The sequence below is a fragment of the Kitasatospora sp. NPDC058190 genome (assembly GCF_042883685.1).
In the GTDB taxonomy this organism is placed as follows: Bacteria; Actinomycetota; Actinomycetes; order Streptomycetales; family Streptomycetaceae; genus Kitasatospora.
Genome location: NZ_JBHVVI010000008.1, coordinates 44,577 through 66,851, shown reverse-complemented (window position 1 = coordinate 66,851; position 22,275 = coordinate 44,577). Strand labels below are relative to the sequence as shown.

The window sequence follows — 22,275 nt, the reverse complement described above, 5'->3', positions numbered from 1 at the left end:
CGCGATCACGATGCCAGGGCGGGACGGGAACTCGCACTTCCAGAACTCCGACTTCCGGAAGTGGCAGTTCCGGAAGTCGGAGTTCCGAACTGCACACGTCGGGCACAGAGAGTAAGAATGATCAAGAATTTCGATCACCGGAAGGTTCGAGGTCAGCTGCACCTGAACAGTGGACACTTGACATGCCATAAGGCGATCCAGACAACTGGTCTATGCCTCCTAACTCATCATCATTCCGAGAAATCCCCGATGCGATACGATGCAAGCCCTCTATGGCGCCTCGGATGTGGCCTTTCCCACACGGGTCTTGATCCACTCCGGCGGCGCCCTGGAGCAGTTCGCGGGCTGACATAGAATCGACCCCATGGGAACCGACTACGAGCGTCTCGCCGCTCGCGACGAAGAGCTCGCCAGCATGGTGCAGCGGTGGCGCCGAAGGATGGATCCCAATGCCATTCCCGGCCTACACCGAGGCCCTTCCCGCCGCAAGCGAGAGCTTTCTAAAAGCGAAGTGGCTCGGCTGACTGGCGTCAGCGTCAAGTGGTACGGAAAGCTGGAGAATGGGGAAGCGGCCCAGTTCTCCGATCAATTCCTTGACCGCCTCGCATACGCCCTCCGCCTGAGCGACGCGGAACGGATCGGCCTGTACCACAAGGCGACTGGTCGAAGTCCAGCCCCAAGAGGGCCGGAGCCGGACGCGATGGCCGCTATGGACGCCGACATGCAGCGCCTCCTCGACAAGGTACTGCCGGACCCTGCCTACATCTCAGATTTGGCGTGGAATGTCGTCGCGCACAATAACCCGTCCCGCGAAATGTACCCCTGGGTCTACCAGCCGAACATCATGAGATGGGCATTCCTCTTCCCCGAGGCTCGCGAGCAGCTTGTCAATTGGAAGGAATCCTGGGCCGTTCCCTTCCTAGCCCAGATCCGAACCGCCGCCGCCCAGTACCCCGAGGACGGGCAGCTGAAATCTCTCGTCAAGGACATCTTGGAGGGCTGTCCAGAGGCCCAGGAACTGTGGGACCGGCACGATTTTTATGAGCACCCCGACGGGGATATTCGCAAGATGCGGATTCCCCACGGTGGAGCCAAGGAGGTTCCCGTGCGCATCATGGCCCTGGCTCCGCTGAGAAATAGGCAATTGCGGTTCATCGTGGCTTTCCACGGCGTCTGATCAGTCCACACAGGCCCTGCCCATTCCGCGGTCGGTGAGGGGGCCGGTGTGCCAGCCGAAGCCGCAGGGGACATCCAGGATGCCGGGGAGTCATGAACGCCTTGCGCACAGAGCTTCGAGGCCGGCCTCGGTGTTGTCGTACTTGCCGAGGGCTCGGAAGGTCCGGGCAAGCCCGCGGATGAGGAAATCTGCGCCGTCCAGCAGGCATGGGCTGCTGCCCGCCCCGGTTCCTCAGCCCGATCTGTCAGAACGGCGAAAGTCGAGTGATGGCGGTCACGCGAAAGATTCGTCACTCCGGCCAGTCGTCTCTCCGGATGCGTCTCGCCAGGCGGTGAGCCTCAAGACCGGCGCCCGCCGACACTGGTCCCTGCCCTCTTCTCGACAACGTGGCCGCTCGGTAGGCGATGTCGGCGAGCGCCGGTAGCGTGGCCCAGATGAGGACTGGTACCCCGGCGACCCGCCTGATCGTGCTACGCGGCAACTCGGCTTCGGGGAAGTCGGCCACAGCAGCCGAGCTCCGCCGACGGTTCGGCCGCGGCCTTGCCCTGGTCGGCCAGGACAACCTCCGCAGGGTCGTCCTGCGCGAACGCGACCACCCTGGCGCTGCGAACATCGGTCTGATCGACACTGTCACTCGCTACGCCCTCGACGCCGGCTACCACGTGGTCCTCGAAGGCATCCTCTATGCCGACCACTACGGCGACATGCTGCAGCAACTATGCAAGGACCACCGCGGCCCGACCCACTGCTACTACCTGGACGTCCCCTTCGAGGAAACGCTCGCCCGGCATGCGACCAAGGCCGAGGCGGCCCAGTACGGCGAGCGCGAGATGCACGGCTGGTACAGGCCGCTCGATCTCCTGCCCGACGTCGATGAGACCGTCATTGGCGCCGACAGCACCCTCACCCAGACTGTCGACCGCATCATGCTCGACACCGGCCTGGTCAATGAGGACACTGCCAGCCTCACCGGCCAGCCCGACCAACCGACCACCGCCCCGCCGCCCAGGTCGGCACCCGACACGCAGGAACTCGTTGAACTGACCGGCGGACGCATGACTCCGGGCATCGTCCGTGACGGCGACACCGTCCGACGCCCCTCCACCCCCGCCTCGCCGTTCGTCGCGTCCCTCCTCGGGCTGCTGGAAGCCCGCGGCTTCGACGGCGCGCCCCGCTACCTCCGCCGCGAGGGCACCACGGATGTCCTCACCTATATGCCTGGCGACGTTCCGGCACGCTTCCGCACCTGGTCGAACGAGCAAGTCGCCGCCGCCGGCGCCCTCCTACGCTCGCTACACGACGCGACCAGGGGCAGCGCGCTCGCCGGCCGGCACCCCGTGGTGTGCCACCACGACCCAGGCCCGAACAATATGACCTTCCGCAACGGGATGCCGACCGCGTTCATCGACTTCGATACTGCGGCCCCCGGATCGGCGCTCGAGGACATCGGATACATGGCCTGGACCTGGTGCATCGCGGCGAAGCCGACCGCGCCAACCGTCCAGAAGCAAGCGGCCCAGGTTCGGCTCCTCGCGGACGCCTACCGCCTCGACGCTGCCGGACGGGCGGCGCTGGTCGACGCCATCCTGGAGCGGCAGATCCGCAACGCCCGCTTCTGGGCCGAGCAACAACCCGCCGACCACACCGGCGCCAGCGCATCCACCTTCGCCTCCCGGATCCAGTGGAGCCGACTTGCGCACGCTTTCGTCCACACCCATCGCCGAACATTCGATCAAGCGTTGAACGTGTCGGCCTGAGCCCCGACGAGCGCGGTCGCTGGTTCCTCGCCTGGATGGATCAATCCGCTGGTAAGGGAGTCGGAGCGGCGGCCCCGATCAGCCGTACGGGCAACGAATACTTGCCGCCTTGGGGCGCGGCGCGCCTCACGCTACGCCAGACGCTTGGCTGTTACGACTACTGCCGTCTCAGCGAAGAAGAACCGCGCGCCCGCAGCCGCCTCCTGCACCGCCGCGTGCCATGCCTCGACCTCCTCGATGTCTACAAGGCCCTTCCCCCGAGAGGCTGTGTGGATCAGCGCTTGCCTCATATTCTCGATGCGCCGCGCTGCTTGGCCGACCAGCTCAGTTGAGGACGTGACCCAGGTGGCAACCCGCTCCGAGACCAACGGCGATGCCTGGACCAGTCCGGGTAGCTTCCGGCCAATTCGTCCATCCGCGTGATCCATCCACTGCTGTTGATCATCGGTGAAGGCATGGCAGATTCGTCTGTCCAGGTCGCGGTGCGCGCCCGCAATCACGATCGAGTCGAAGTCCACGTGCGCCACGACCGCACGGCCTCCGGGTTTGAGTAGCCGCCAGGTCTCTGCGAGGAACGCAGGTGCGTCCGGAAGGCACTCAAGCACGTTGTACGAGACAACCGCATCAGCACAGCCATCTGGCAGGGGAACGGGCTGTCGGAGGTCCGTCACCAGAACTTCGCTACCGCCGGCGTGATCAGCAAGCAGCTCCCGGGCTGCTTCGACACTTGCGGCAGAGCGATCGACGCCGGTCAGATGCACTATCGGGAACCGACGAGCGAAGGCCGCCAGCGTGGGTCCCCTTCCACAGCCGAGATCGATCACTCGCCCGTTTGGCGGTGGTTTCGCCGAGTCGACCAGGTGATGGTGAATCAGCTCATCCTCTTCGGACATCCCGACTTCTCCATCGATGCTGCGACCAGCGGACAGCTGACCATCCTGCGCAAGAAGAACGGTGGCCGGCTGCGTGAAGCCGGAAGCACGGATTTCTCACCGCCAGCCGGTAGCGCCACCGATGTTCTGGGTAGCGGAGGGCGGTACCGGCCATGACATCTCGGGCAGTTCTGACCTGTGGTGATTCATAAGCTACATGTCTTTGACGGTCAATCATCAACCCTTGCCGCAGCCCGTCCGGATGATTTGGCAGCGGCGAGCCGACGTCTGGTAGGGCAGTCGGGCTGCAGCAACAAGGGGGCGATCGCCGGATCTACTCCTCGTCAGATCGGCGGCTGGGATTGGACGCTTCTCCTTCGGCTCGGCTAAATTTTTGAAATGGCTAACCTGGAAGAGCTGCTGGGTCAGCGGCTCAAATCGGCGTTCGAGGCAGTGGCGGGAACTTCCGTGGACCCCCTCCTCCGACGATCCCAGCACGCACACTTCCAGTCCGACGCCGCCCTGCCCCTCGTCCGCAAGATCGGCGGCAACCCGCGCGAGATCGCCGCGCAGGTGGTCGCAAAGGCCAAGCTCGACGACCTGTGCTCGTCCGTGGGGATCTCCGGGCCGGGTTTCATCAACCTGACCATCTCCGACGACGTCCTCGGCCAGTTGCTGGCCGACACGCTCGATGACGACCGCCTGGGCGTTTCGCAGGCCGAGGCCCCCGAGACGATCACTATCGACTACTCGGCCCCGAACGCCGCCAAGGAGATGCACGTCGGCCACCTCCGGTCGACGATCATCGGCGACGCCGCCGTGCGCCTGCTCGAATGGCGGGGGCACACGGTGATCCGCCAGAACCACATCGGAGAGTGGGGCACGCCGTTCGGCATGCTCGTCGAACACCTCCTGGACATCGGCGAGTCCGAGGCCGCCCACGAGCTGTCCGTGGGCGACCTCAACGGCTTCTACCGGGCCGCTCGCACCAAGTTCGACGCCGACGAGACCTTCAAGGACCGGGCCCGCAAGCGCGTGGTTCTGCTGCAGAGTGGGGACGAGACCACGCTGCGCCTGTGGCGCACTCTGGTCGACGAATCGAAGAAGTACTTCCTCACCGTCTACAGCATGTTGGGCGTGCGCCTGAACGAGGATGACTTCTTCGGGGAGAGCTACTACAACGACCAGCTCCAATCGGTTCTGGACGAGTTGGACGAGCTCGGGCTGCTCCGTGACAGTGAAGGCGCCAAGTGCGTCTTCCCCGGCGACTACCTCAACCGCAACGGCGACCCGCTACCGATCATCGTCCAGAAGGGCGACGGCGGGTTCGGCTACGGCGCCACGGACCTTGCCACCATCCGGCATCGCCTGAGGAACCTGCACGCCACGCGGCTGCTCTACGTCGTTGGTCTGCCCCAGCACCAGCACCTCGCGATGGTCTATGAGACGGCCCGCGAGGCCGGCTGGCTCGCCCCGCCGGCCCGTGCCGAGCACATCGGCCACGGCTCGATCCTCGGCAGTGACGGCAAGATGCTACGCACCCGCGCCGGCATCTCCGTCAAGCTCGTCGACCTCCTGGAGGAGGCGATCATCCGGGCCTCCGCCGTCATCGCGGAGAAGAACCCGGAGCTGGACGAGGAGACCCGTGCCGCCGTTGCGCGGGCTGTGGGGACCGGCGCGGTCAAGTACTCCGATCTGTCGACCGACCGCCTCAAGGACTATGTCTTCGACTACGACCGGATGCTCTCGTTCGAGGGCAACACCGCCCCCTACCTGCAATACGCGCGGGCCCGGATCTGCTCGATCTTCCGGCGCGCCGGGATCGAGCCCGACCGCACCATCGACACACTGGTCATCGCGGAGCCGGCCGAGCGTGCCCTCGCACTGGAGCTGCTCGGCTTCGGCACCCTGATCTCCGAGGTCGCAGAGAACCTGGAGTTCCACCGGCTCGCGCACTACCTCTACGGGCTGGCCAGCACCTTCACGTCGTTCTACGAGAAGTGCCATGTGCTCCGTGCCGAGGGTGACATCCGGCAGAGCCGCTTGGCGCTGTGCGCCCTCACCGCGCGGACCTTGGAGCTCGGCCTGGAACTGCTCGGGATCGACGCGCCCAATCAGATGTGACGCAGCTGCCCCACCGGCTACCGGGGTGGGGCAGGGCACCAGTTGATAGCTGGGCTCAGTATCGGATTTGGTGCTGAGCCCAGTTAGGCAGTCGTTGATCACGTTCAGCCGACCCCGTGCTCGGGTAGCGAGCATCAGCCTGGCGCCTAGTCGCGTTGCCGGTAGAGCAGCCCGGGGGCTCGTTGCAGGTCCAGCCGGAAGGACGTCGCCGGCCAGCCGTGGTCGAGGGTGATGCGGTAGCCGGGGCCGACGTGGGTCCGTGGACCGGTCTGGGCGAGCTGGTCTTGGGTGCCCAGCCGCCACAAGTGGAGCCCGCTGCTGGTGCGGGTGAGCCGGAGTGTCCCCGGGACTTCCAGGCAGGCGTACGTGCCGACCTCGACGTGCGCTCGGTCGTCGGCCGGGTCCGAACGCGAGCCGGATTCCACGCTGTTGCCGGTGTCCGCGAGGTACCCGGCCAGTAGGGCTGGCAGGTCGAGGGCGGCCGACCTGAGTGCGGCGGCCACGGGTGCCGCGACGCGGGCCGCGTCCAGGCTGGCGTGGTTGGACAGGCATACGACCCGGGTGCCGGAGGCGGTGAGGTGGGCGGTGGCCGAGAAGCCGTGTTCGTGCCCGGCGTGGAATACGCTGCGGCGGCCGGGCCGGGGGTCCGCGTACAGCCCGGCGCCGTAGAGGTAGGGGTTGTGGTCGCTGGGGCCGTAGCGGACCGCGTGCTGAAAGGGCAGGTGTCCGGCGTCCCGGTTCCAGAGCTGGTGGAGGTGGCCGAGCCAGCGGTTGAGGTCGTCAGGGGTGGTGGAGAGCGATCCGGCTCCGGAAAGGGGTGCCGGTTGGGCGGTGTGCTGCCAGCCGGAAGCGGTGGGCCGGTAGGCGCTCGCGGCGTTGGGGATGACGTCGCGGGGGTCGTGCTTGAAGCGTGTGGCATCCATCCCTAGGGGGACGAAGACGCGGTCGCGGGCGAGGTCGTCGAGCGTGGCTCCGTGGACCGTCTGCAGGATCCGGGCCAGGAGCAGGTAGTTGGTGTTGCTGTAGAGGAACTGGCCTGCGGGAACGGCACGATGCTGCTGGCGGGCGGCGAGGGCGAGGAGGTCGTCGGCGGTGTAGTGGTCGAGGTCGCGCAGGCCGGCGAACGGGAGCAGGGACTCGGTGTCTCGCAGGCCCGACCTGTGGGTGATCAGGTCGGCGATGGTGACGCCGGGCACGCGCACGGCGGGCGCGAGTTCGGCGACCGGCTGGTCAAGGCGCAGGGCGCCAGCGGCGGCTGCTTCGGTCACCAGGTAGGCGGTGATCTGCTTGGCGGTGGAACCGGCGATGAAGGCGGTGTCCGTGGTGATGGGGGTGGAGGTTTCGAGGTTGGCCAGGCCGGTGGTCCACCGCTGGGGCTTCTCGCCGGGGCGGTGGACCAGGACCGACAGGCCGGGGGTGCCTGCGTTCACAGCTGGATGGCCTGCTGGTGCACAACGTGCAGGTGCTCGCGCAGGTCCTCGTCGGGGATGAGTGCGAGGGCTCGGGCGTGGTCGGGGCCGGTGTCGGCGAGGAAGGTTCGCTGGAGGTCGAGGTAGGAGGTGAGGAACCTGCGGCTGGCGCCGTCGGTGCGGTCCAGGACTCGGGCGGTGTAGATCATGGTGAGGGGGAAGGCCCAGCAGGCGTGGAGGAAGCCGTACGCGGGCCGCAGGGTGCGCTTCCACGGGGAGTGGAACAGGGCCTGGTCGTCGAGCTTGCAGCCGGTGGCGACGAGCGCGTCGTTGAGCCAGTTGTGGCCGGCTTCGTGGATGAGGTCGCGGGCGAGGGCAGCCGGGTCGGCGACGTGGTCGACGAAGACGGTGCCGGGCAGGCGACTGATCGTCCAGCTGTCGAAGGTGTCGTTGTACTGCTTGTGACCGAGAAAGGCGAGGATGCGGGCGTGGCCGGCCAAGAGGTCGCCGAAGCCAGTGTCGTCGGCCACGGCGTAGGCGGCGCGGGCGAGTTCCTGGTCTCCGCCCGGGGCGGGTCGGGTGTAGGGGTTCAGGAGGTAGTACGGGGTGTCGGAGATCGGCGAGGTGATGAGCTGCTCGGGGGCGATGACCACGCAGTTGCCGACGGCGGTGGGGGTGGCGAGGGCGTGGGCGCCGGCGTCGGGGTGTGCGGTGTACCAGGCGAAGAGGTCGTGGTCTCCGGCGCGGGCGGCGGCGTCGGCACCTTCGAGGTAGTGGTGCGCGGTGGCGTAGGCGAAGGCGTGCTCCGCCGCCGGCGCCAGTGCGGTGGCGGCGAGGTCGCGGATTCGCTGGACGCGCCGTGGGTGCAGGCGGTCCGTGGGGGTGAAGCGGAAGCCGCTGTGCTGGACGGGGGTGGCCATGGGGATTCCTCCTGTCGCTGGTGGTGGCTGGGGCCGGGCCGCCGGTCGGGGATGGCGGCCCGGCCCCAGGTCAGGTGGTTCAGACGGTGTGGTTCTCCTCGACGGCGCCCTCGCCGTCCTCGGCGGTGACCGGCGCGTCGTCGGCGGCGGGCCAGCCCTCGGCGGAGACGCGCGAGGTGTGAGCCGTGGTGCGGACGGTGGCGTCCTGGCCGCGCAGCTCGTCGACGGCGGCGAGGAAGCCGGTGATGTGGTCCATGGGTCCTCTTTTCTGTCGGGGTGGTGATGGTCGGGCGGTGGGCGAGCGGCCGTCTCGCGTGCATCGCCTTCGCCCGCACGGGTGCGGGCGGGTTCAGGGGGTGTCGCGCTCGCAGGGGCAGCGGTCGAGGGCCGGTGCGTGGCGGGCGGCGTGGATCAGGACGCGGGCGCCCTGGTCGAGGCCGGCGAAGTAGGCGTCCCAGTCGCCGTCGGCGGGGACGAGCCGGATCTCGATGGTGCGGTGGGTCCTTCCGGTGGCCGTGCTGGCGAGGTCGGTGTGGATCAGCTGGAGCGCCAGCCCCGTGGGCAGGTACGGGGCGGCGCGGGTGACGGTGTGGCAGGCGCGGGCGGCGAGCGCTCCGTACTCGGCGGGGCTGCGCGGCAGCAGGCCGACGCGGAACGGGGACGGCGGCTCTTCGGTGCCGTGGTGGCGGTGGCCTTCGCAGCTGTCGTAGGTGACAGCCCGCCAGCTGCCGGTCACGGCGGCGAGGAGGGGTTTGACGCGCGGTTCGATGCCGTCCGACCACTGGGGGTGGAGGGGGTCGAGGTCGTCGGCCTCGTGGATGCCGGGCAGGCCGACCGTGTTGATGTTTCCGTGCTCGCTGGTCACCAGCCGGGCGGGCGGGCGAGGCGCGTCGGGGTCGTCCCAGCGGGCGAGGAAGGCGTCGGCGTCGGCCATCTCGTTGACGGTGTGGCGCCGCCAGTGGGCGGTTCGGCACAGAGCTCCGGCCGGGTGGCCGGGTGCGGCGAGCAGGGCGGCGACGCCGTCGACCAGCCGGGCGCGGTGCTCGCAGTAGGCGTCGTCGCTGCCGGTCGACTTGAGCATGCGCCAGCGGGTCGCGGTGCAGCCACCGCCGCACACGGCCCGGTAGGGGCAGGTGAGGCACTTAGCCATCATGGCTCGCCCGTCGGTGAGCAGGGTGTTCGTGTGCTGGGCGGCCGTGATCTGCTGTTCGCCGACTGCGGTGAGCGGCAGGAGCCGGGCGGCGGGCCAGGGGAGTTCGTCGCAGGAGCCGAAGCGGCCGTGGGGGTAGGCGGTGAAGACGTGGGAGCACTTCAGGTTGGAGAAGTGGCAGTGGTCTCCTCCGACGCCCTGGAGCTGCCGGATCACCGCGACGACGGGGTCGAGCTTGATACGGCGGTAATGGCCGGCGGTGATCCAGTGGGCGGCGGCCTGCAGGACGAACCGGGCGTACTGGTCGGGGGTGATGGCCCAGGCCGGTCCCCGCTCGGTGATGGCCTGTTGCTGCAGGACGCGGCTGGTGGGTGTCCGGCGGGAGGCGGAGGCGGTCGCGGTGATGGTCGAGCTGTCGAACGCCGGGACCAGGTTGATGGCGGTCACCGCGGTGAACGAGGCGATGTGGTCGATGATCTCGGCGGCCCGGTCCAGGACTCTCGGGGTGACGACGGTGACGACGCCGCAGGTGCGCCCGCGTCGGGCGAGGAGGTGGAGCGCGGCGGCGATCTTCGGGTAGATCGGTTGCCCGTCGTAGCCGAGGCGCCAGGAGTTGCCCTTCTCGTCGCCGTCGAGGGATATCCCGATGCCCAGCTGCGGGTAGTGCCTCTCGAAGAGGTCGAGCCAGGAGTCGTCGAGCTGCATGCCGTTGGTCTGCAGGTGGACGCGCAGGACGGCGGGCTGGGCGGCGAGTTCGTCGAGGATCTCGGCCATGGCGTCCTGGCCGACGGTGAGCGGCTCGCCGCCGTGGAGTTCGACGACCAGCCGGCGGCCGGGGAAGAGCGTGCCGAGCTTGCGGATCTGCTCGCGGGTGATGACGGCTCCGCCCGGGGCCTCCTTGCGCTTCTCGAAGCAGTAGAGGCAGTCGGCGTCGCAGGTCTCGCCGCGCAGCTTGAGGATCACCGAGACGGCGGTGTCGGCGGCGGTGTCCTCCAGGGTGAGCCACAGGGAGTCGAGGCCGGCGGGCTCTGTGCGTGTGGTGGTGTCCGGCATGGGTGCCTCCGGCCGATAGGGGTGGTTAGGAGCGGGCGATGGCCGCCCAGGCGTGGAACTGGGCGGGGCTGAGCGGGACGAGGTCGTCGCCGCGCTGCAGGGCCCAGCCGTCGCTGCACCGCTGGGGCAGCCAGCCCAGGCCCGACCGGGCCGGGTCGAGGACGGCGTCTCCGGGTTCCGGCACGCCCCAGCGGGCGGTCAGGGCTTCGCACAGCCGTCCCTGGACCGCCCGGAAGGCGGCCTCGGCGCCGTAGGGCCGGTTGGTGTCGGGCAGCGCGGGGATGGGTCGCGGGGCGTGGCCGGGGCCGGTGGCGAGACCGAGCAGGGCGGGCAGCCACTTGTCCCCCAGCAGCGGCTGCCCTGCTGCGGCTGCCTCGGCCTGCGCGACCACCACGGCCAGGTGCTGCCAGACGAGTTGCTCGGCGAGGCGCTGACGAGCCTCAATGAGACCGAGCAGGTCCTCCGTCAGGCTGATCGCGGCCTGGACGCGGTCCGCCAGTGCCCACCGGGCGTAGAGGTCCGCTTCGTTCTTGTCGAGCACCGGGCTCTGCTCGCCATGGTCGAGGACTACGGCGGTGCGCAGGGTCGTCAGGTCGGTCAGGTGTCGCCGTACGGTGCGGAAGGCGGCGACGTCGCCCTCGCGGGGCAGGTCGAAGGAGGCGAGGAGGCCTCGCAGTTCGCTGAGGTCTTCGGCGGTGCTGGTGTGGAGGTCGACGCGGATTCCGTCGACCGTTCGCGAGACCACCCGAAGCGGTCGCCCGGCGGGGGTGACGATCCGTAGATCGATGTCGGAGCGGGCGTGAGCGAGGCCGTGAGCGAGGGCGCCTTCGAGCCGGATCTGCACGCCCGGGTGTTCGGCGGCCAGCACCGCGGCGGTGGCGTGGGCGATCCGCAGGCGCTCGGCGTGCCAGGGCGTCATGGGCTCACCTGCTCGTACCGGTCGGCCGCGGTGCGGGCGGTGGTGGCGACCCAGGTGTCCAGGCGGTCGCGGACGTCGGTGCGCTGTGCGCCGATGTGCGGGGTGGCGATCAGGTTGCGCGGCGGTCCGCCGCGGGGCAGCAGGCGCATGTCCTCGCGTTCGACGGGGTCCAGGGCGAGGCCAGCGAGGTTTCCTTCGTCGAGGGCTTCCAGGCAGGCCGGTACGTCGAGGGTGGCGAGGCGGCCGACGCACACCAGCATCGGGCGGCGCTCGCGGGCAGATGCCAGGAAGGCGGGACCGAAGGCGCCCTGGTTCTCGGGTGTACCGGGCAGGGCGACCAGGTGGATGTCGGCCCACTCGGTGAGGGCGGTGGCCGGGAGCTGGTGGATACCAGCGGGAATGCTGGGTCGGGCCGCGTAGGCGATCTCGCCGACGTGCGGGGCCAGGGCGCCCTCGCACGCCTGGCCAATCGGTCCCGCGCCCCAGATCGCGAGCCGGGCCTCGGTGAGCGGGCGGGTCAGGCAGCCGGCCTTGAGGTGCACGCCCGCGGCGAGGGCCGACTGCCCGAGCGGGATGCGCCGGGCCAGCGACAGGATTGCCGCGAGCGCCCACTGCGCGACGGAGTCGGCGGCGGGGGCGGGGTTGCGGTGCACCGAGATTCCGCGGCTGGCCAGCTCCGGCAGGTCCAGGCCGTCCAGGCCGGAGCCCGCGCGGATGACGTGTCGCAGCGCCGGCAGGTGCCGGAGCTGGTCGGCGCCCAGGCGCACGCCGGAGCGCAAGACCACCATGGTGGTGGTGTCGTCGGCGGCCTCGATGCTGTCGGCATTGCGCACGGTCCAGTCGGGCAGTGCCTGGGCGAGCGTGCTCCGGTCGGTGGCGCCAGCCACGATCAGGGCGGTCGGCCGGCTCGCGGCCGGGGCGCTCACCACCGGTCCACCAGGATGTCCCGGGGGTGGGCGAGCGCATCCAGGAGCGGCTGGTTCACGTTCGGCAGCAGGTGCTTTCCGGACAGGTCGGCCAGGGGTACCCATTCGAAGCCGACCTGCATCGGGTCGATCGGGTCGGACATGCGGGGCACGGTGTTGCCGTCGGTGATCTCGGCGAGGAAGTTGTGCTGGGTCTTGTGCTGGTTGCCGAGGTCAAAGCCGTACTGTCCGGGGACGTACTCGACAACGAACAGCTCCCGGACGGTGCGCACGTTCAGGCCGGTCTCCTGCAGCACCTTGCGCACGACCGCGTCGCGCAGCGACTCCCCCTCGACGGCCTTGCCGCCGGGCAGGTTGTAGTGGAAGTCGCCGCCGTCGTCGCTGTCGTCGTAGGACAGCAGCAGGATCTCGTCGTCGTGAACTATCGCGGCCTTCACCGAGACGCTGATCTTGGGCAGTTCCGTCATGCTGGGCTCCTCCTTCCGTTTGGTGGTGGGCGGCTATAGACAGGCGCGGGCGGCGGGGTCAGCGACCTGCAGGAGGTCCTGGACGCTGGCCAGGCGCGCCGTGTCGAAGGCGCCCGTGGCGTGGAAGTGGTCGGCCGCTTCGCGCATCGCGGCCATCGCGGCCCGGCTGAGCTGGTTGGCGTAGATGATCAGTGCGTAGCCAGCCGCACCGAGCTCGTCCGGCCCCAGGTGCGGGAAGGCGGTGGGGACGCTCACCAGCGGGGCCAGCCCCGGCCACGCCTTCGCGACGCTCAACGCCTGCTCGCCGGATTCGTCCTTGGAGTGCAGCAGGACGGCGTCCGCGCCGGCCGCCACGTACGCATCGGCGCGGGCGACGGCCTCGGCGAGCGAGCCGCCGCAGATCAGCGTCTCGGTGCGGGCGATCAGCAACGTCTGCCGTCCGGCCTGGGCCCGGATCTCCTTGAGCTGTGCGCGGATCAGGTCGAGGTCGGCGAGGCCCTGGTCGCGGTGCAGCGAGAAGGAGTTGGTCTTGGGGTAGGCGCTGTCCTCCAGGCAGACGGCGCTGGCTCCGGCCCGGGCGAGGTCCAGGGCGAAGCGACCCGCCGTGCCGACGGCTCCGCCGGCGTTGTCGATGTCGACGATCACCGGTAGGTCCGTGGCGCGGCGCAGGGTGAGAACCGCGTCCGTGAGGTCACGCGGGCCGAGGACGTTCTCGTCCGGCAGTCCGAGCGCGGTGGAGACCTCCAGACCGGACACCCACAGGGCATCGAACCCACTGTCGGCGGCGATCTTGGCGGCGAGCGCGTTCGCGGCGCCCACCGCCCGCACCGGGCGCCCGTTAACAATGGCGTTGTGGATCGCCGCAGCGAGCGGTCGGGCTATCGGCGAGAGGGCGGTGGTGTTCACGTGGTCTCCTTCAGGGGCAGCGCGGGCAGGAGCTGGTGCTCGCGCAGGGCACTCCAGGCGGCGGCCAGGACGCCGGCGCGGTCCAGGGCGGCGTCGATGCGGACGACCGGGCCGAGCTTGGGGAAGGCGGCCGGGTCGGCTGCGACCTCGTCGTACGTGTGCCGCACCCGGGTCTGGACGTCCAGGACGTCCCAGTCCGCGCGCACGGCGTCGCCCGAGCGGCTCGCGGCCCGGGCCATCGCCCCTTCGGGGCTGTGCTCCAGCAGGAGCGTCAGGTCTGCCCGGACGGCGATGGCGTCCTCCAGCGCGGCGTACGTCTCCTTCGTCGGGGCGCCGTGCTTGACGGCGAAGAACGCCAGCTCGGACAGGAGCCACCGGTCGGCGATCACCGGCCGGTGTCGCAGCGCGGGCAGGACCAGCTGCTCGACGGAGGCCCGCTTGTCGGCGCGCAGGGCCGCGAGGTAGCGGGACCGGTTCGCCTCGCTGGGGCGGTACTTGCCCTCCTCCAGGTCAGCGGCGACGCTCGGGTCGAGCCAGTTCGTCGTCAGGATCGACAGCGGGGTCGTGCCGTACAGGCTCTCGATGAGCCGGAACAGGCCCTTGCGCAGGGTGGTCTTGCCGGTGCCGTCGAGCCCCTCGACCACGACGAGGAAGCACGGGTGCGGGTTGTCGCTGTTCATCTACTCCACCTGCCCGGCGCCGAGGCCGCTGCGGTACTTCAGGAACTGGCCGCGCCACGGGAGCGCGTTGGCGACGAGGTCCACCAGGCGCAGCTCGCCGAGGCTCTCCAGGAGGGCGGGCATGCCGGCCTCCGTCACGATGGCCTCAGTGACGGCGCGGCAGTAGGCGGTCCGCAGCCGCGGGTCGCTGTCGCCGGCGCGCTGGAGGCGGCGTCGCAGGACGCGGGTCGCGGCGCCGAGGGCGACCGCGCGGGTCGCGTCGGTGAGGGGCGGCAGTGCCACGATGTCGGTGACGTCGTCGTCGATGTGGACGTGGTGGCCGCCGAGGTGCCGCAGCACGCCGAACGCCCCGACCCACCAGGCGGACGCGTCACAGACCGCCTCGATGCCCTGGGCGACGGCTTCCTCCAGGCCGTCGGCCGTCAGCGCCTGGGCGACCCTGCGGGCCGGGGCGGCCAGCGGGCCGGTGTCCGTGGCGCGGCCGATCTGCTGGGGGACGGTGACGAAGGGCAGGAGCCCGGCCGCCGCGACGACCGGCAAGGCCGCGTCCGGCGGCGGGGCCGGCCGGCTGATGAGCGCGAGCGGTGCGGCCTGCGCGGGCAGGCCGCACTCGGCGGCCCCCTTGTCGACGGCGTCCTCCAGCTCCCTCCGGTGGAGGTGGATCCGCTGGACGATCAGGCCGTCCGCGAGTCGCTCCCAGCTATCGGCCACTGCGGCCGGGCATGGGGGCGACGGGTGTTCGAGAGCCATGGGTGTCCTCTCCGAGGCAAACCGAGGGCACGCAGCGATAGCACTCCGGAACGCCGGGAGTGCACTGCGTCACATCGGTAGCGTCCCGCGTTCAGTGACGCCGCGTCAAGCATGTGACTGGCAATTTGCCAGTCCTGATGCCAGTCATATGAACAGCAACGCCCGCATACACTGTCCGCGACCGGGCGAAGGTGGCCTACCCTGGCCAGACAAGGCGAGCCTCGACCTCGGAAGGGACCAGATGGCAGCGACCATCCCGAGCAGCCCGGCCACCGCACGCAGGCAGTTCGGCGCCGACATACGGCGCAGGCGCGAAGACCGCGACCTCACCGCCGCAGACGTCGCGGTTGTCCTCGGGTGCAGCGTCTCCAAGGTCACCCGCATCGAGACCGGACAGCGCAGCGCTACCTCCGACGACTTCGACGCCCTGATGGAGCTGTTCCAGGTCCCCGACCAAGAGCGCAGCCACCTGGAGGCGCTCTTCAAACGCGGACGCAAGCGGACCAGCATGTGGTGGGACGCCTACGCAGATGTCCTCAGCTCGCGGTACGCCGAGTTCATCCGTTACGAGCACGAGGCGGCCGAGGTGTTCGACTACCAGGCCGTCTACATTCCCTCCCTGCTACAGACCGAGGACTACGCCCGCGCGGTCACCGCCGTCGGCTTCGCCGCACTCGGCCCCGACCAGATCGACAGCCTCGTCGAGGTCAAGATGCGCCGCCAGCGCCGAATCCAGCACGAGGCCGAACCTCTGCGGTTCTCCGGTGTGATCACCCAGGCCGCCATCGAATTCCACGTCGGCGGCCCTGCCGTCCAGGCTGCGCAGCTGTGCCACCTCCGCGCGATGATGGCCCTACCCAATGTCGATCTCCGCGTGATCCCCTTCAGTAAGGGCGAGGAGGGAACTTTGACCGGAGCGTTCAGCACCTTCACGAACGAAGGGCAGAGGGCCCCGGAGGCCGCGTTCGCGGAGCACGTGACTGGTAGCGTCTTCGTTGACGATGCACTGGGTCTGCGGCGTATCCACCGCCTGTCCAATTACCTCGGCGCCACAGCCCTCAGCGTCGACGAGAGCCTCGAACTGATCGAGCAGACCGAGAGAAAACTGGCATCAGAATGATCAATGCAACGGAGCTGTACGCGGCCCCCCTCACCGGAGCCAGCTGGCACAAGAGCACGTACACGGCCAACAACGGCCAATGCGTGGAGCTTGCCCCGGTGCCGACGCTCCCTGCGGTCGCGATCCGCGACTCGAAGAACCTCCAGATCGAACCAATCAGGACCAGCAACCAGTCGATGCGGGACTTCGCCGCTGCTCTCCTCGTCGGCGGGCTGGTCGCGGTATGAGCCACCCCGCAGGAACTGCCAAGGCGGCCCTCTACGCCCTCGACCTCAGCACCGTGGTGTGGCTGGCGGCGCCCGGCAGCGATCCGGCCGACCGCCTGGAAGTCGCGTTCCTCCCAGAAGGCGCCGTGGCCCTCCGACACTCGGCCAACCCGGACACCGTCCTGCGATACGACGCCCAGGAGTGGAAGGCTTTCCTGCTGGGCCTCGCCGACGGCGAGTTCGACGCCGACATGGGGCTCGTCCCGGCATCTGCGGCATAGCCAACCGCGACGGCTGACGCTTGGCCGGCCGTGTCGGTCGGCTGAGTGAAGTGGGGTCACCACGGCCAGCCGAACGGGCGGCCAGCACTTCACACCGCCGAACGAGCGGCGATCACTCCCGGAAACCATGCCATGAGCACCGTGCGTCTGGTCGTGGACCTGAACGTGCCGTACCGTCCACGGAGTGGCGAGGACATTGCGGTTGGCGGTCGCGCAGAGCACGGTGCCGGAAGACCCCACTGAGCAACGAGCACTTCGGGCGGCCGGGCAAGAGATCCGGGCCCTGATGGTCAAGGCCGCCGGGGTAGGCGCGCGGCTGGTCCAGTTCCCCGAGGGGGCGCTCGTCTACCCGAGCAAGCACGTGATGGCGGCCGGGCCAGCCGGCAGCCTGGTTCCGGCCGACTGGAGCCGCGCGGCGTGGAATGTGCTGCGCGAGGAAGCGGACTCGATCGCCGCACTGGCGGGGAAGCTCGGCCTGTGGACGGTGTTCGGGTCGATCCACCCGCTCACGCCGCCGAATCGGCCGCACAACAGCCTCTACGTCATCTCCGACTGCGGCTGTCTGGTCGCACGGTATGACAAGCGCTTCCTCTCGGACACTGAGGTCTCCTTCCTATACTCCCCGGGACAGCAGCCGCTCGTCTTCGAGGTGGACGGCATCCGGTTCGGCAACGCTCTGTGCATCGAGGCCAACTTCCCGGAAGTGTTCGCCGAGTACGAGCGCATGGACGTCGACTGCGTCCTGCTGTCGGTGATGGTGGACGACGCACCCCGGGCTCGCATCGCCCAGGCGTACGGGACGATCTACAGCTACTGGCTCGGCTACTCCGTCCCGGCGCAGTTCAGCACCACGGTGCCCGCCGGGATCGTGGGGCCCGGTGGACGGTGGCTAGCTCGCTGTCCTGCGGATGGCAATCCCGCCCTCGCGGTCGCGGACATCGACCTCGACTCGCAGGACAGGGACATCGAGACCGCCATTCGCTACGCCCGCCCGTGGCGACGTATAGCCCGAGCTGGGCTCTACGACCAGCGGATCCCAGCCGACGACCCCCGCAGCGACGCCCGCACGACCTTCTGAGCCCGAGCCGCTACCGGAACCGTTCGGTTCTCCTGCCCACCTCGCTCCTACGGTCTGATCGTGACCGTGAGCGCGAGGTCGTGGACGGCCAGATGCTCGTGGCCAGCAGTCCGGGCTGAGTTGTGGCGGGACCTGTGCGGCTACACGGTGACCATCCCGTTGACCGGGGCGGCCAGCTCGCTGAATGCGGCGAGTGCGGCGACCGCGGTCCTGTACGAGGCTTCCCGGCAGCGGATCGCCGCCGGGAAGCACTCGCGATGACCGAGGTCAGGCCCAGGTGCTGCCCGTGATGGCACACGTCACGGCGATCGTGTGGTGGCTCCAGCGGTCAATGGCGGTGCGCCGCAGGTCTTCGGCACCTGTCACGATCAACGCGGTGTTGTGGGGATCAGCCGATCGGTCTTGAGCCACGGGCGCAGGACCTCGGGGACGGTGACTGTCCCGTCCGGCTGCTGGTGCTGCTCGAGCAATGCGGGGAGCAGGCGGCTGGTGGCCAGGCCCGAGGCGTTGAGGGTGTGTACGTACGCGGCTTTGCCCCCGGTGGCCGGGCGGTAGCGGATGTTGCCGCGTCGGGCCTGGTAGTCGCGGGCGTTGCTGACCGAGCTGACCTCGACGTAGGCATCGATGCTCGGCAGCCAGACCTCGACGTCGAAGGTCTTGGCCATCGCCGCGCTGGTATCGCCGGCCGCCAGCCGAGTCACCCGGTAGTGCAGACCGAGTGCACCGACCAGTTCCTCGGCCTTGACGAGTAGTTCCTGGTGCGCGGCGTCCGAGGTGTCAGGGCGGGTGAACTGGACCAGCTCGACCTTGTCGAACTGGTGGCCGCGCAGGGTGCCGCGCTCGGTGCTGCGGTAGCCGCCGATCTCGCGTCGGTAGCAGGGCGAGTAGGCGAAGTACCGTCGGGGCAGGTCTGGTTCGGGTAGCACCTCGTCGCGGTGAAGGCTAATCAGCGCCGTCTCTGCGGTGGGCAGCAGGAAGCGCTGGGGTCCGGCCGGCCCTTGCTCGATTGCGAAGACGTCGTCGGCGAACTTGGGGAACTGGCCCGCGGTGTAGCCGGCCTGGTAGGTCAGCAGGTGCGGCGCCAGGATGAACTCGTAGCCGTCACGGAGGTGGGTCTCGACGAAGAAGTTGAGTAGTGCCCATTCGAGCAACGCGCCATTGCCCCGGTAGACCCAGTGGCCGGCGCCGCTGAGCTTCACGCCGCGCTCGTAGTCGATCAGCCCCAGACGGCGGGCGAGCTCGACGTGGTCGCGCGGCTGGAAGTCGAACTCGGGCCGGGTGCTGTGCTCGCGAATGACCTCGTTCTGCTCCTTGCCGCCGGCCTGAACGTCCTCGTCGGGGAGGTTGGGCAACTGGTCGAGGAACGCCTGGCGCTCCTCGCCGAGTGCGGCGAGCCGTTCCTCGAGAGCAGCCAGGTACGTGCCGAGGTCCGTCGCCTCGGCGCGTTTGGCGAGGGCGCCCGGTTCCGCCTGCGGCAGTTGCGCGAGTTCGCGCGAGATTCGCTTGCGCTCGGCACGCAGTTGCTCCACCTCGGAATTGCAGCGCCGGTAGGTCTCGTCCAGGGCGAGGAAGCCAGTTAGGTCTACGTAGGTCGCGCGCTTCGCCAGCGCGCGCTCGACGCGCTCAGGGTTTTCCCGGAGCAACGTGATGTCCAGCATCTGAAAGTCCCATCGATCAGTCGGAGTTCGACCTGATCCCTTGGGGGCGTGGGCGAGAAGGGGACTCGCGGTGCCACCACGCCTTCGCCACCACCTGGGGGCGGCGGCCTCAACAGCTCGGTAACGGGAGCGAATCGGCGGGGCATTGGACCGCGAACGGTCGTTCCTCCCCGCACTCGGGAGTGGATTCACCTCAGGACGCGAGGCTGCCTTTCCAGCTACTGGCAGCTCTCTCGGCTCGCGTTCTCCTGCGGCTACTCGTCTCCGTCAGCGCGTTGCCAGAGAGGATAGAACGGCCGGTTATGACCGGCAACGAAGAATCGCCGCCCGCGGGGTAGTCAGATTCGCTGGGCCGTAGTCCGGACAGTCGCATGATTGGCCGGTACTCCGTGGCCACACTGCTACCGCCAGACGGAGCTGATCCATCAGCGACGCCGTGTCGGCTAAGAGAACCCCATGACTACGAACCCGCTCTCACAGCCCCTGCCCTGAGCCTCACCAGCCCATCATCCAGGGACGTCCTCCACCCCGATGAAATCGACGCCGGCGACATCGCGATCAGCTACTCCCACTGCCGTGCCCGACGCGAGGGTCACCTGCAGTTACCCGAGGCTGGGCGGCGAAGATGATGTGTGTGCCGCCGTCACGGGCGCCTGGAGCGGTGCGGCCGTGACTTGGTGATTCAGGAAGTCCTGCCACAGCAGCTGGTCCTGCTCGAGGATGGTCAGGCTGTCGACGTGGTGGAGGCGTTGAACGCGTGGAGCAGTTCACACGATGCGAGGTCCCAGACCCGGATGGTGCCGTCCTCGCCCCCGGAGGCAACCACGCCCGCCGCGGTCGCGACCGAGACAACCGCACCCACGTGCCCCATTGCCGAACCCCCCGTGCGAGCGGGTACCAGCTCCCCAAGGAGGCCGCCGCCAAGCGAAACTCATCCCAGCACACCAGCCCGCCTGCCGCACCGGCCACCGGCTCAGCGCCGCGCACCGCCGAGTACACAAGCTGACCCCTGCGGGCACCGACCCCGTGCCCTGGGAGTCCCCCAACTGGGGGAGCCCGGCACCGTTCGAGCCGTGGGGTGAGCTCCTCGGAATCGGCGACCACCGCCCGTGCACGGTCGAGCTCACGGCAGGTTCACCCATCCACGTGAGTTTCTTGATTGCCATCGCTGCCATACGCTCCGTATCCTGCTGGGCAACGCGTTGATGGAGACGAGTAGCCAGGGATCACGCGAGCAGAGAGAGCCGCCGGAAGCTGGGAAGGCGGTCTCGCGCCCCGAGGCGAAGACCCTCCTGAGCGCGGGGAGGAACGGCCACCGCCCGGTGGTCCAATGCCCCGCCGGCCGGCCCCCGTCACCGGGCCGAAATGAGGCCGCCACTGTGTGGCGGCGAAAGTGCGGTGGTACCGCGAGTTGCCCTTCTCGCCCGCACTCCCAAGGGATCATGACGATGTCCTTCGGAGGACCCGCAATGATCCACAGCCGCGTACCCGTCTCCGACCTGCGAGAACACGTCGGCCGTACCGTCTCCGTCTGCGGATGGGTGAACGCCCTCCGGTTGCAGCGCAAGATGCAGTTCGTCATCGTGCGGGACAACACCGGCATGGTGCAGGTGACCCACAGGCGTGACGACGGGCCCCTGGAGGCCCGGCTCGAAGCACTCACAGCCGAGTCAGCCGTGAGGATCACCGGCCGCGTCGTCGACGCGGCCCAGGTCAAGCTCGGCGGCCTGGAGATCGTCCCCGAGGCGGTCGAGGTCCTGAACCCGGCCGCTACGCCGCTGCCGATCGACGACCACACCGGCCTGGAGCAGCGGTTGGACTGGCGCTTCCTGGACGTGCGCCGCCGTCCCGCCACCCAGCTGGTGTTCGCGGTGCAGACCACCCTCGAACAGGGCATGCGGGAGTACGCCTACGCGCAGGGTGCCACCGAGATGCACACCCCCAAGCTCATGGGCACCGCCTCGGAGTCCGGTGCGGAGGTCTTCGAGCTCGGCTACTTCGGTCGCAGCGCCTACCTGGCGCAGTCGCCGCAGTTCTTCAAGCAGATGGCGATCGCGGCCGGCGTCGACAGGGTCTTCGAGATCGGGCCGGTCTTCCGCGCCGAACCGTCGTTCACCTCCCGGCACGCCACCGAGTTCACCGGCGTCGACGTGGAGCTGGCCTGGATCGACGGGGTCGAGGACGTGATGGCGTTCGAGGAGCGGATGCTCGCCCACGCGATCGCCAAGGTCGCCGACCGGCACGGCGAGGCGATCGCGGAGCACTTCGGCGTCGAGGTCACCGTGCCCACGACGCCCTTTCCGCGCCTCACCATGGCCGAGGCGCAGGAGATCCTGCGCAAGGGCGGCTGGGACCCGGCAGGGGTCAAGGAAGACCTGGACCCGGAGGGTGAGCGGGGTGTCTCGGCCCACATCAAGGAGGCCACCGGGCACGAGTTCGTGTTCATCACGCACTACCCGGTCGGCATCCGGCCCTTCTACCACATGCGGCCTGCCGATGACCCACGTGTGACCTTGAGCTTCGACCTGCTGTGGAAGGGCCTGGAGGTCACCACCGGCGCGCAGCGCGAGCACCGGTACGACGTGCTGCTCAAGCAGGCCGCCGAGAAGGGCATGAGCACGGAGCCGATGCAGGACTACCTCAACGCGTTCCGCTACGGGTGCCCGCCGCACGGGGGCCTCGGCATGGGCCTCGGCCGGGTGCTGATGGCCATGCTCGGCCTGCCCTCGATCCGCGAGGCGACCTTCCTGTTCCGCGGGCCGAACCGACTCACTCCGTAACCCGGTTGCGGCCGCGTCCCACGACACGGGCAGGAACCTCGT

Annotated in this window: 20 protein-coding genes and 2 pseudogenes; 10 read left to right on the top strand and 12 right to left on the bottom strand. The window is 69.2% G+C overall.

All coding sequences use genetic code 11. The features are described 5' to 3' along the window. The first annotated feature begins 364 nt into the window (after positions 1-364). The 3 genes and pseudogenes from ACFVWU_RS05770 to ACFVWU_RS05760 all read left to right on the top strand — a co-directional run bounded on the left by ACFVWU_RS05770 (position 365) and on the right by ACFVWU_RS05760 (position 2,934). Complete coding sequence (locus ACFVWU_RS05770; protein ID WP_387616121.1) at positions 365-1,177, top strand: helix-turn-helix transcriptional regulator; 813 nt, start codon at positions 365-367, stop codon at positions 1,175-1,177. 434 nt (positions 1,178-1,611) lie between these two features. Then, positions 1,612-2,121: pseudogene (locus ACFVWU_RS05765) on the top strand (AAA family ATPase); the annotation flags it as partial. Continuing rightward, positions 2,104-2,934, top strand: coding sequence for a phosphotransferase (locus ACFVWU_RS05760; RefSeq protein WP_387616292.1), 831 nt, complete (start codon positions 2,104-2,106; stop codon positions 2,932-2,934). The pseudogene ACFVWU_RS05765 and the gene ACFVWU_RS05760, both read left to right, overlap by 18 nt. Positions 2,935-3,065: 131 nt before the next feature. Here the strand turns inward: ACFVWU_RS05760 and ACFVWU_RS05755 are convergent, their stop codons facing one another. Continuing rightward, entirely contained in the window at positions 3,066-3,827 is a 762-nt protein-coding gene (locus tag ACFVWU_RS05755) for a methyltransferase domain-containing protein (protein WP_387616118.1), read from the bottom strand. Positions 3,828-4,205: 378 nt separating this feature from the next. On the opposite strand from ACFVWU_RS05755, the gene argS reads away from it, so the two are divergent. After that, complete coding sequence (argS, locus tag ACFVWU_RS05750; RefSeq protein WP_387616115.1) at positions 4,206-5,930, top strand: arginine--tRNA ligase; 1,725 nt, start codon at positions 4,206-4,208, stop codon at positions 5,928-5,930. 146 nt (positions 5,931-6,076) lie between these two features. Here the strand turns inward: argS and ACFVWU_RS05745 are convergent, their stop codons facing one another. The 10 genes from ACFVWU_RS05745 to ACFVWU_RS05700 form a co-directional block, all read right to left on the bottom strand. Next, entirely contained in the window at positions 6,077-7,360 is a 1,284-nt protein-coding gene (locus ACFVWU_RS05745; RefSeq protein WP_387616112.1) for a serine hydrolase domain-containing protein, read from the bottom strand. Next, positions 7,357-8,259: an aKG-HExxH-type peptide beta-hydroxylase gene (locus tag ACFVWU_RS05740; RefSeq protein ID WP_387616109.1), complete on the bottom strand. Its 903-nt coding sequence runs from the start codon at positions 8,257-8,259 to the stop codon at positions 7,357-7,359. Before ACFVWU_RS05740 ends, ACFVWU_RS05745 begins: the two co-directional genes overlap by 4 nt. A gap of 79 nt (positions 8,260-8,338) precedes the next feature. Next, positions 8,339-8,515, bottom strand: a complete 177-nt coding sequence (locus ACFVWU_RS05735) for a hypothetical protein (RefSeq protein ID WP_387616106.1) — start codon at positions 8,513-8,515, stop codon at positions 8,339-8,341. 93 nt (positions 8,516-8,608) lie between these two features. Further along, positions 8,609-10,462: a radical SAM protein gene (locus tag ACFVWU_RS05730; protein ID WP_387616103.1), complete on the bottom strand. Its 1,854-nt coding sequence runs from the start codon at positions 10,460-10,462 to the stop codon at positions 8,609-8,611. A 25-nt stretch (positions 10,463-10,487) separates the two neighbouring features. Next, on the bottom strand, positions 10,488-11,381 hold the full coding sequence (locus ACFVWU_RS05725; protein ID WP_387616100.1) for a hypothetical protein: 894 nt from the start codon (positions 11,379-11,381) through the stop codon (positions 10,488-10,490). Continuing rightward, positions 11,378-12,307, bottom strand: coding sequence for an NAD(P)-dependent oxidoreductase (locus tag ACFVWU_RS05720; protein WP_387616097.1), 930 nt, complete (start codon positions 12,305-12,307; stop codon positions 11,378-11,380). Before ACFVWU_RS05720 ends, ACFVWU_RS05725 begins: the two co-directional genes overlap by 4 nt. Continuing rightward, a complete protein-coding gene (locus tag ACFVWU_RS05715) occupies positions 12,304-12,774 on the bottom strand; it encodes an NUDIX domain-containing protein (RefSeq protein ID WP_387616094.1) in 471 nt (156 codons plus the stop codon). The genes ACFVWU_RS05720 and ACFVWU_RS05715 overlap by 4 nt, the downstream gene beginning before the upstream one ends. 33 nt (positions 12,775-12,807) lie before the next feature. Then, positions 12,808-13,680, bottom strand: a complete 873-nt coding sequence (locus tag ACFVWU_RS05710; RefSeq protein WP_387616091.1) for an isocitrate lyase/phosphoenolpyruvate mutase family protein — start codon at positions 13,678-13,680, stop codon at positions 12,808-12,810. Then, positions 13,677-14,360 (bottom strand): dTMP kinase, encoded by a 684-nt coding sequence (locus ACFVWU_RS05705; RefSeq protein WP_387616088.1) that lies wholly within the window; start codon positions 14,358-14,360, stop codon positions 13,677-13,679. The genes ACFVWU_RS05710 and ACFVWU_RS05705 overlap by 4 nt, the downstream gene beginning before the upstream one ends. After that, positions 14,361-15,071: a hypothetical protein gene (locus ACFVWU_RS05700; RefSeq protein ID WP_387616085.1), complete on the bottom strand. Its 711-nt coding sequence runs from the start codon at positions 15,069-15,071 to the stop codon at positions 14,361-14,363. It lies immediately after the preceding gene. A gap of 280 nt (positions 15,072-15,351) precedes the next feature. On the opposite strand from ACFVWU_RS05700, the gene ACFVWU_RS05695 reads away from it, so the two are divergent. From ACFVWU_RS05695 to ACFVWU_RS05675, 5 genes and pseudogenes are all read left to right on the top strand, one after another. Further along, positions 15,352-16,230, top strand: coding sequence for a helix-turn-helix domain-containing protein (locus ACFVWU_RS05695; RefSeq protein ID WP_387616082.1), 879 nt, complete (start codon positions 15,352-15,354; stop codon positions 16,228-16,230). Further along, positions 16,227-16,457 (top strand): DUF397 domain-containing protein, encoded by a 231-nt coding sequence (locus ACFVWU_RS05690; protein WP_387616079.1) that lies wholly within the window; start codon positions 16,227-16,229, stop codon positions 16,455-16,457. The genes ACFVWU_RS05695 and ACFVWU_RS05690 overlap by 4 nt, the downstream gene beginning before the upstream one ends. Then, positions 16,454-16,717, top strand: coding sequence for a DUF397 domain-containing protein (locus tag ACFVWU_RS05685; protein WP_387616076.1), 264 nt, complete (start codon positions 16,454-16,456; stop codon positions 16,715-16,717). Before ACFVWU_RS05690 ends, ACFVWU_RS05685 begins: the two co-directional genes overlap by 4 nt. 202 nt (positions 16,718-16,919) lie before the next feature. Beyond that, a complete protein-coding gene (locus ACFVWU_RS05680) occupies positions 16,920-17,795 on the top strand; it encodes a carbon-nitrogen hydrolase family protein (protein WP_387616073.1) in 876 nt (291 codons plus the stop codon). Between the two features lie 123 nt (positions 17,796-17,918). Beyond that, positions 17,919-18,056, top strand: a pseudogene (locus ACFVWU_RS05675) (rRNA methyltransferase); the annotation flags it as partial. Positions 18,057-18,163: 107 nt separating this feature from the next. On the opposite strand, the gene serS reads toward ACFVWU_RS05675, so the two are convergent. After that, entirely contained in the window at positions 18,164-19,453 is a 1,290-nt protein-coding gene (gene serS / locus ACFVWU_RS05670; RefSeq protein WP_387616070.1) for a serine--tRNA ligase, read from the bottom strand. A 1,469-nt stretch (positions 19,454-20,922) separates the two neighbouring features. Between serS and aspS the strand changes: the two genes are divergently transcribed. After that, the gene (aspS, locus tag ACFVWU_RS05665; RefSeq protein WP_387616067.1) at positions 20,923-22,233 is read left to right on the top strand and encodes an aspartate--tRNA(Asn) ligase; all 1,311 of its coding nucleotides are present in this window, start codon (positions 20,923-20,925) and stop codon (positions 22,231-22,233) included. Positions 22,234-22,275: the final 42 nt, after the last annotated feature.

What these genes read in the sequence shown, in the direction of transcription:
- ACFVWU_RS05770 (WP_387616121.1), top strand. Translation starts at nt 365, where the DNA reads ATGGGAACCGACTACGAGCGTCTCGCCGCTCGCGACGAAGAGCTCGCC.
- ACFVWU_RS05760 (WP_387616292.1), top strand. Translation starts at nt 2,104, where the DNA reads ATGCTCGACACCGGCCTGGTCAATGAGGACACTGCCAGCCTCACCGGC.
- ACFVWU_RS05755 (WP_387616118.1), bottom strand. Translation starts at nt 3,827, where the DNA reads ATGTCCGAAGAGGATGAGCTGATTCACCATCACCTGGTCGACTCGGCG.
- argS (WP_387616115.1), top strand. Translation starts at nt 4,206, where the DNA reads ATGGCTAACCTGGAAGAGCTGCTGGGTCAGCGGCTCAAATCGGCGTTC.
- ACFVWU_RS05740 (WP_387616109.1), bottom strand. Translation starts at nt 8,259, where the DNA reads ATGGCCACCCCCGTCCAGCACAGCGGCTTCCGCTTCACCCCCACGGAC.
- ACFVWU_RS05735 (WP_387616106.1), bottom strand. Translation starts at nt 8,515, where the DNA reads ATGGACCACATCACCGGCTTCCTCGCCGCCGTCGACGAGCTGCGCGGC.
- ACFVWU_RS05730 (WP_387616103.1), bottom strand. Translation starts at nt 10,462, where the DNA reads ATGCCGGACACCACCACACGCACAGAGCCCGCCGGCCTCGACTCCCTG.
- ACFVWU_RS05725 (WP_387616100.1), bottom strand. Translation starts at nt 11,381, where the DNA reads ATGACGCCCTGGCACGCCGAGCGCCTGCGGATCGCCCACGCCACCGCC.
- ACFVWU_RS05715 (WP_387616094.1), bottom strand. Translation starts at nt 12,774, where the DNA reads ATGACGGAACTGCCCAAGATCAGCGTCTCGGTGAAGGCCGCGATAGTT.
- ACFVWU_RS05705 (WP_387616088.1), bottom strand. Translation starts at nt 14,360, where the DNA reads ATGAACAGCGACAACCCGCACCCGTGCTTCCTCGTCGTGGTCGAGGGG.
- ACFVWU_RS05695 (WP_387616082.1), top strand. Translation starts at nt 15,352, where the DNA reads ATGGCAGCGACCATCCCGAGCAGCCCGGCCACCGCACGCAGGCAGTTC.
- ACFVWU_RS05690 (WP_387616079.1), top strand. Translation starts at nt 16,227, where the DNA reads ATGATCAATGCAACGGAGCTGTACGCGGCCCCCCTCACCGGAGCCAGC.
- ACFVWU_RS05685 (WP_387616076.1), top strand. Translation starts at nt 16,454, where the DNA reads ATGAGCCACCCCGCAGGAACTGCCAAGGCGGCCCTCTACGCCCTCGAC.
- serS (WP_387616070.1), bottom strand. Translation starts at nt 19,453, where the DNA reads ATGCTGGACATCACGTTGCTCCGGGAAAACCCTGAGCGCGTCGAGCGC.
- aspS (WP_387616067.1), top strand. Translation starts at nt 20,923, where the DNA reads ATGATCCACAGCCGCGTACCCGTCTCCGACCTGCGAGAACACGTCGGC.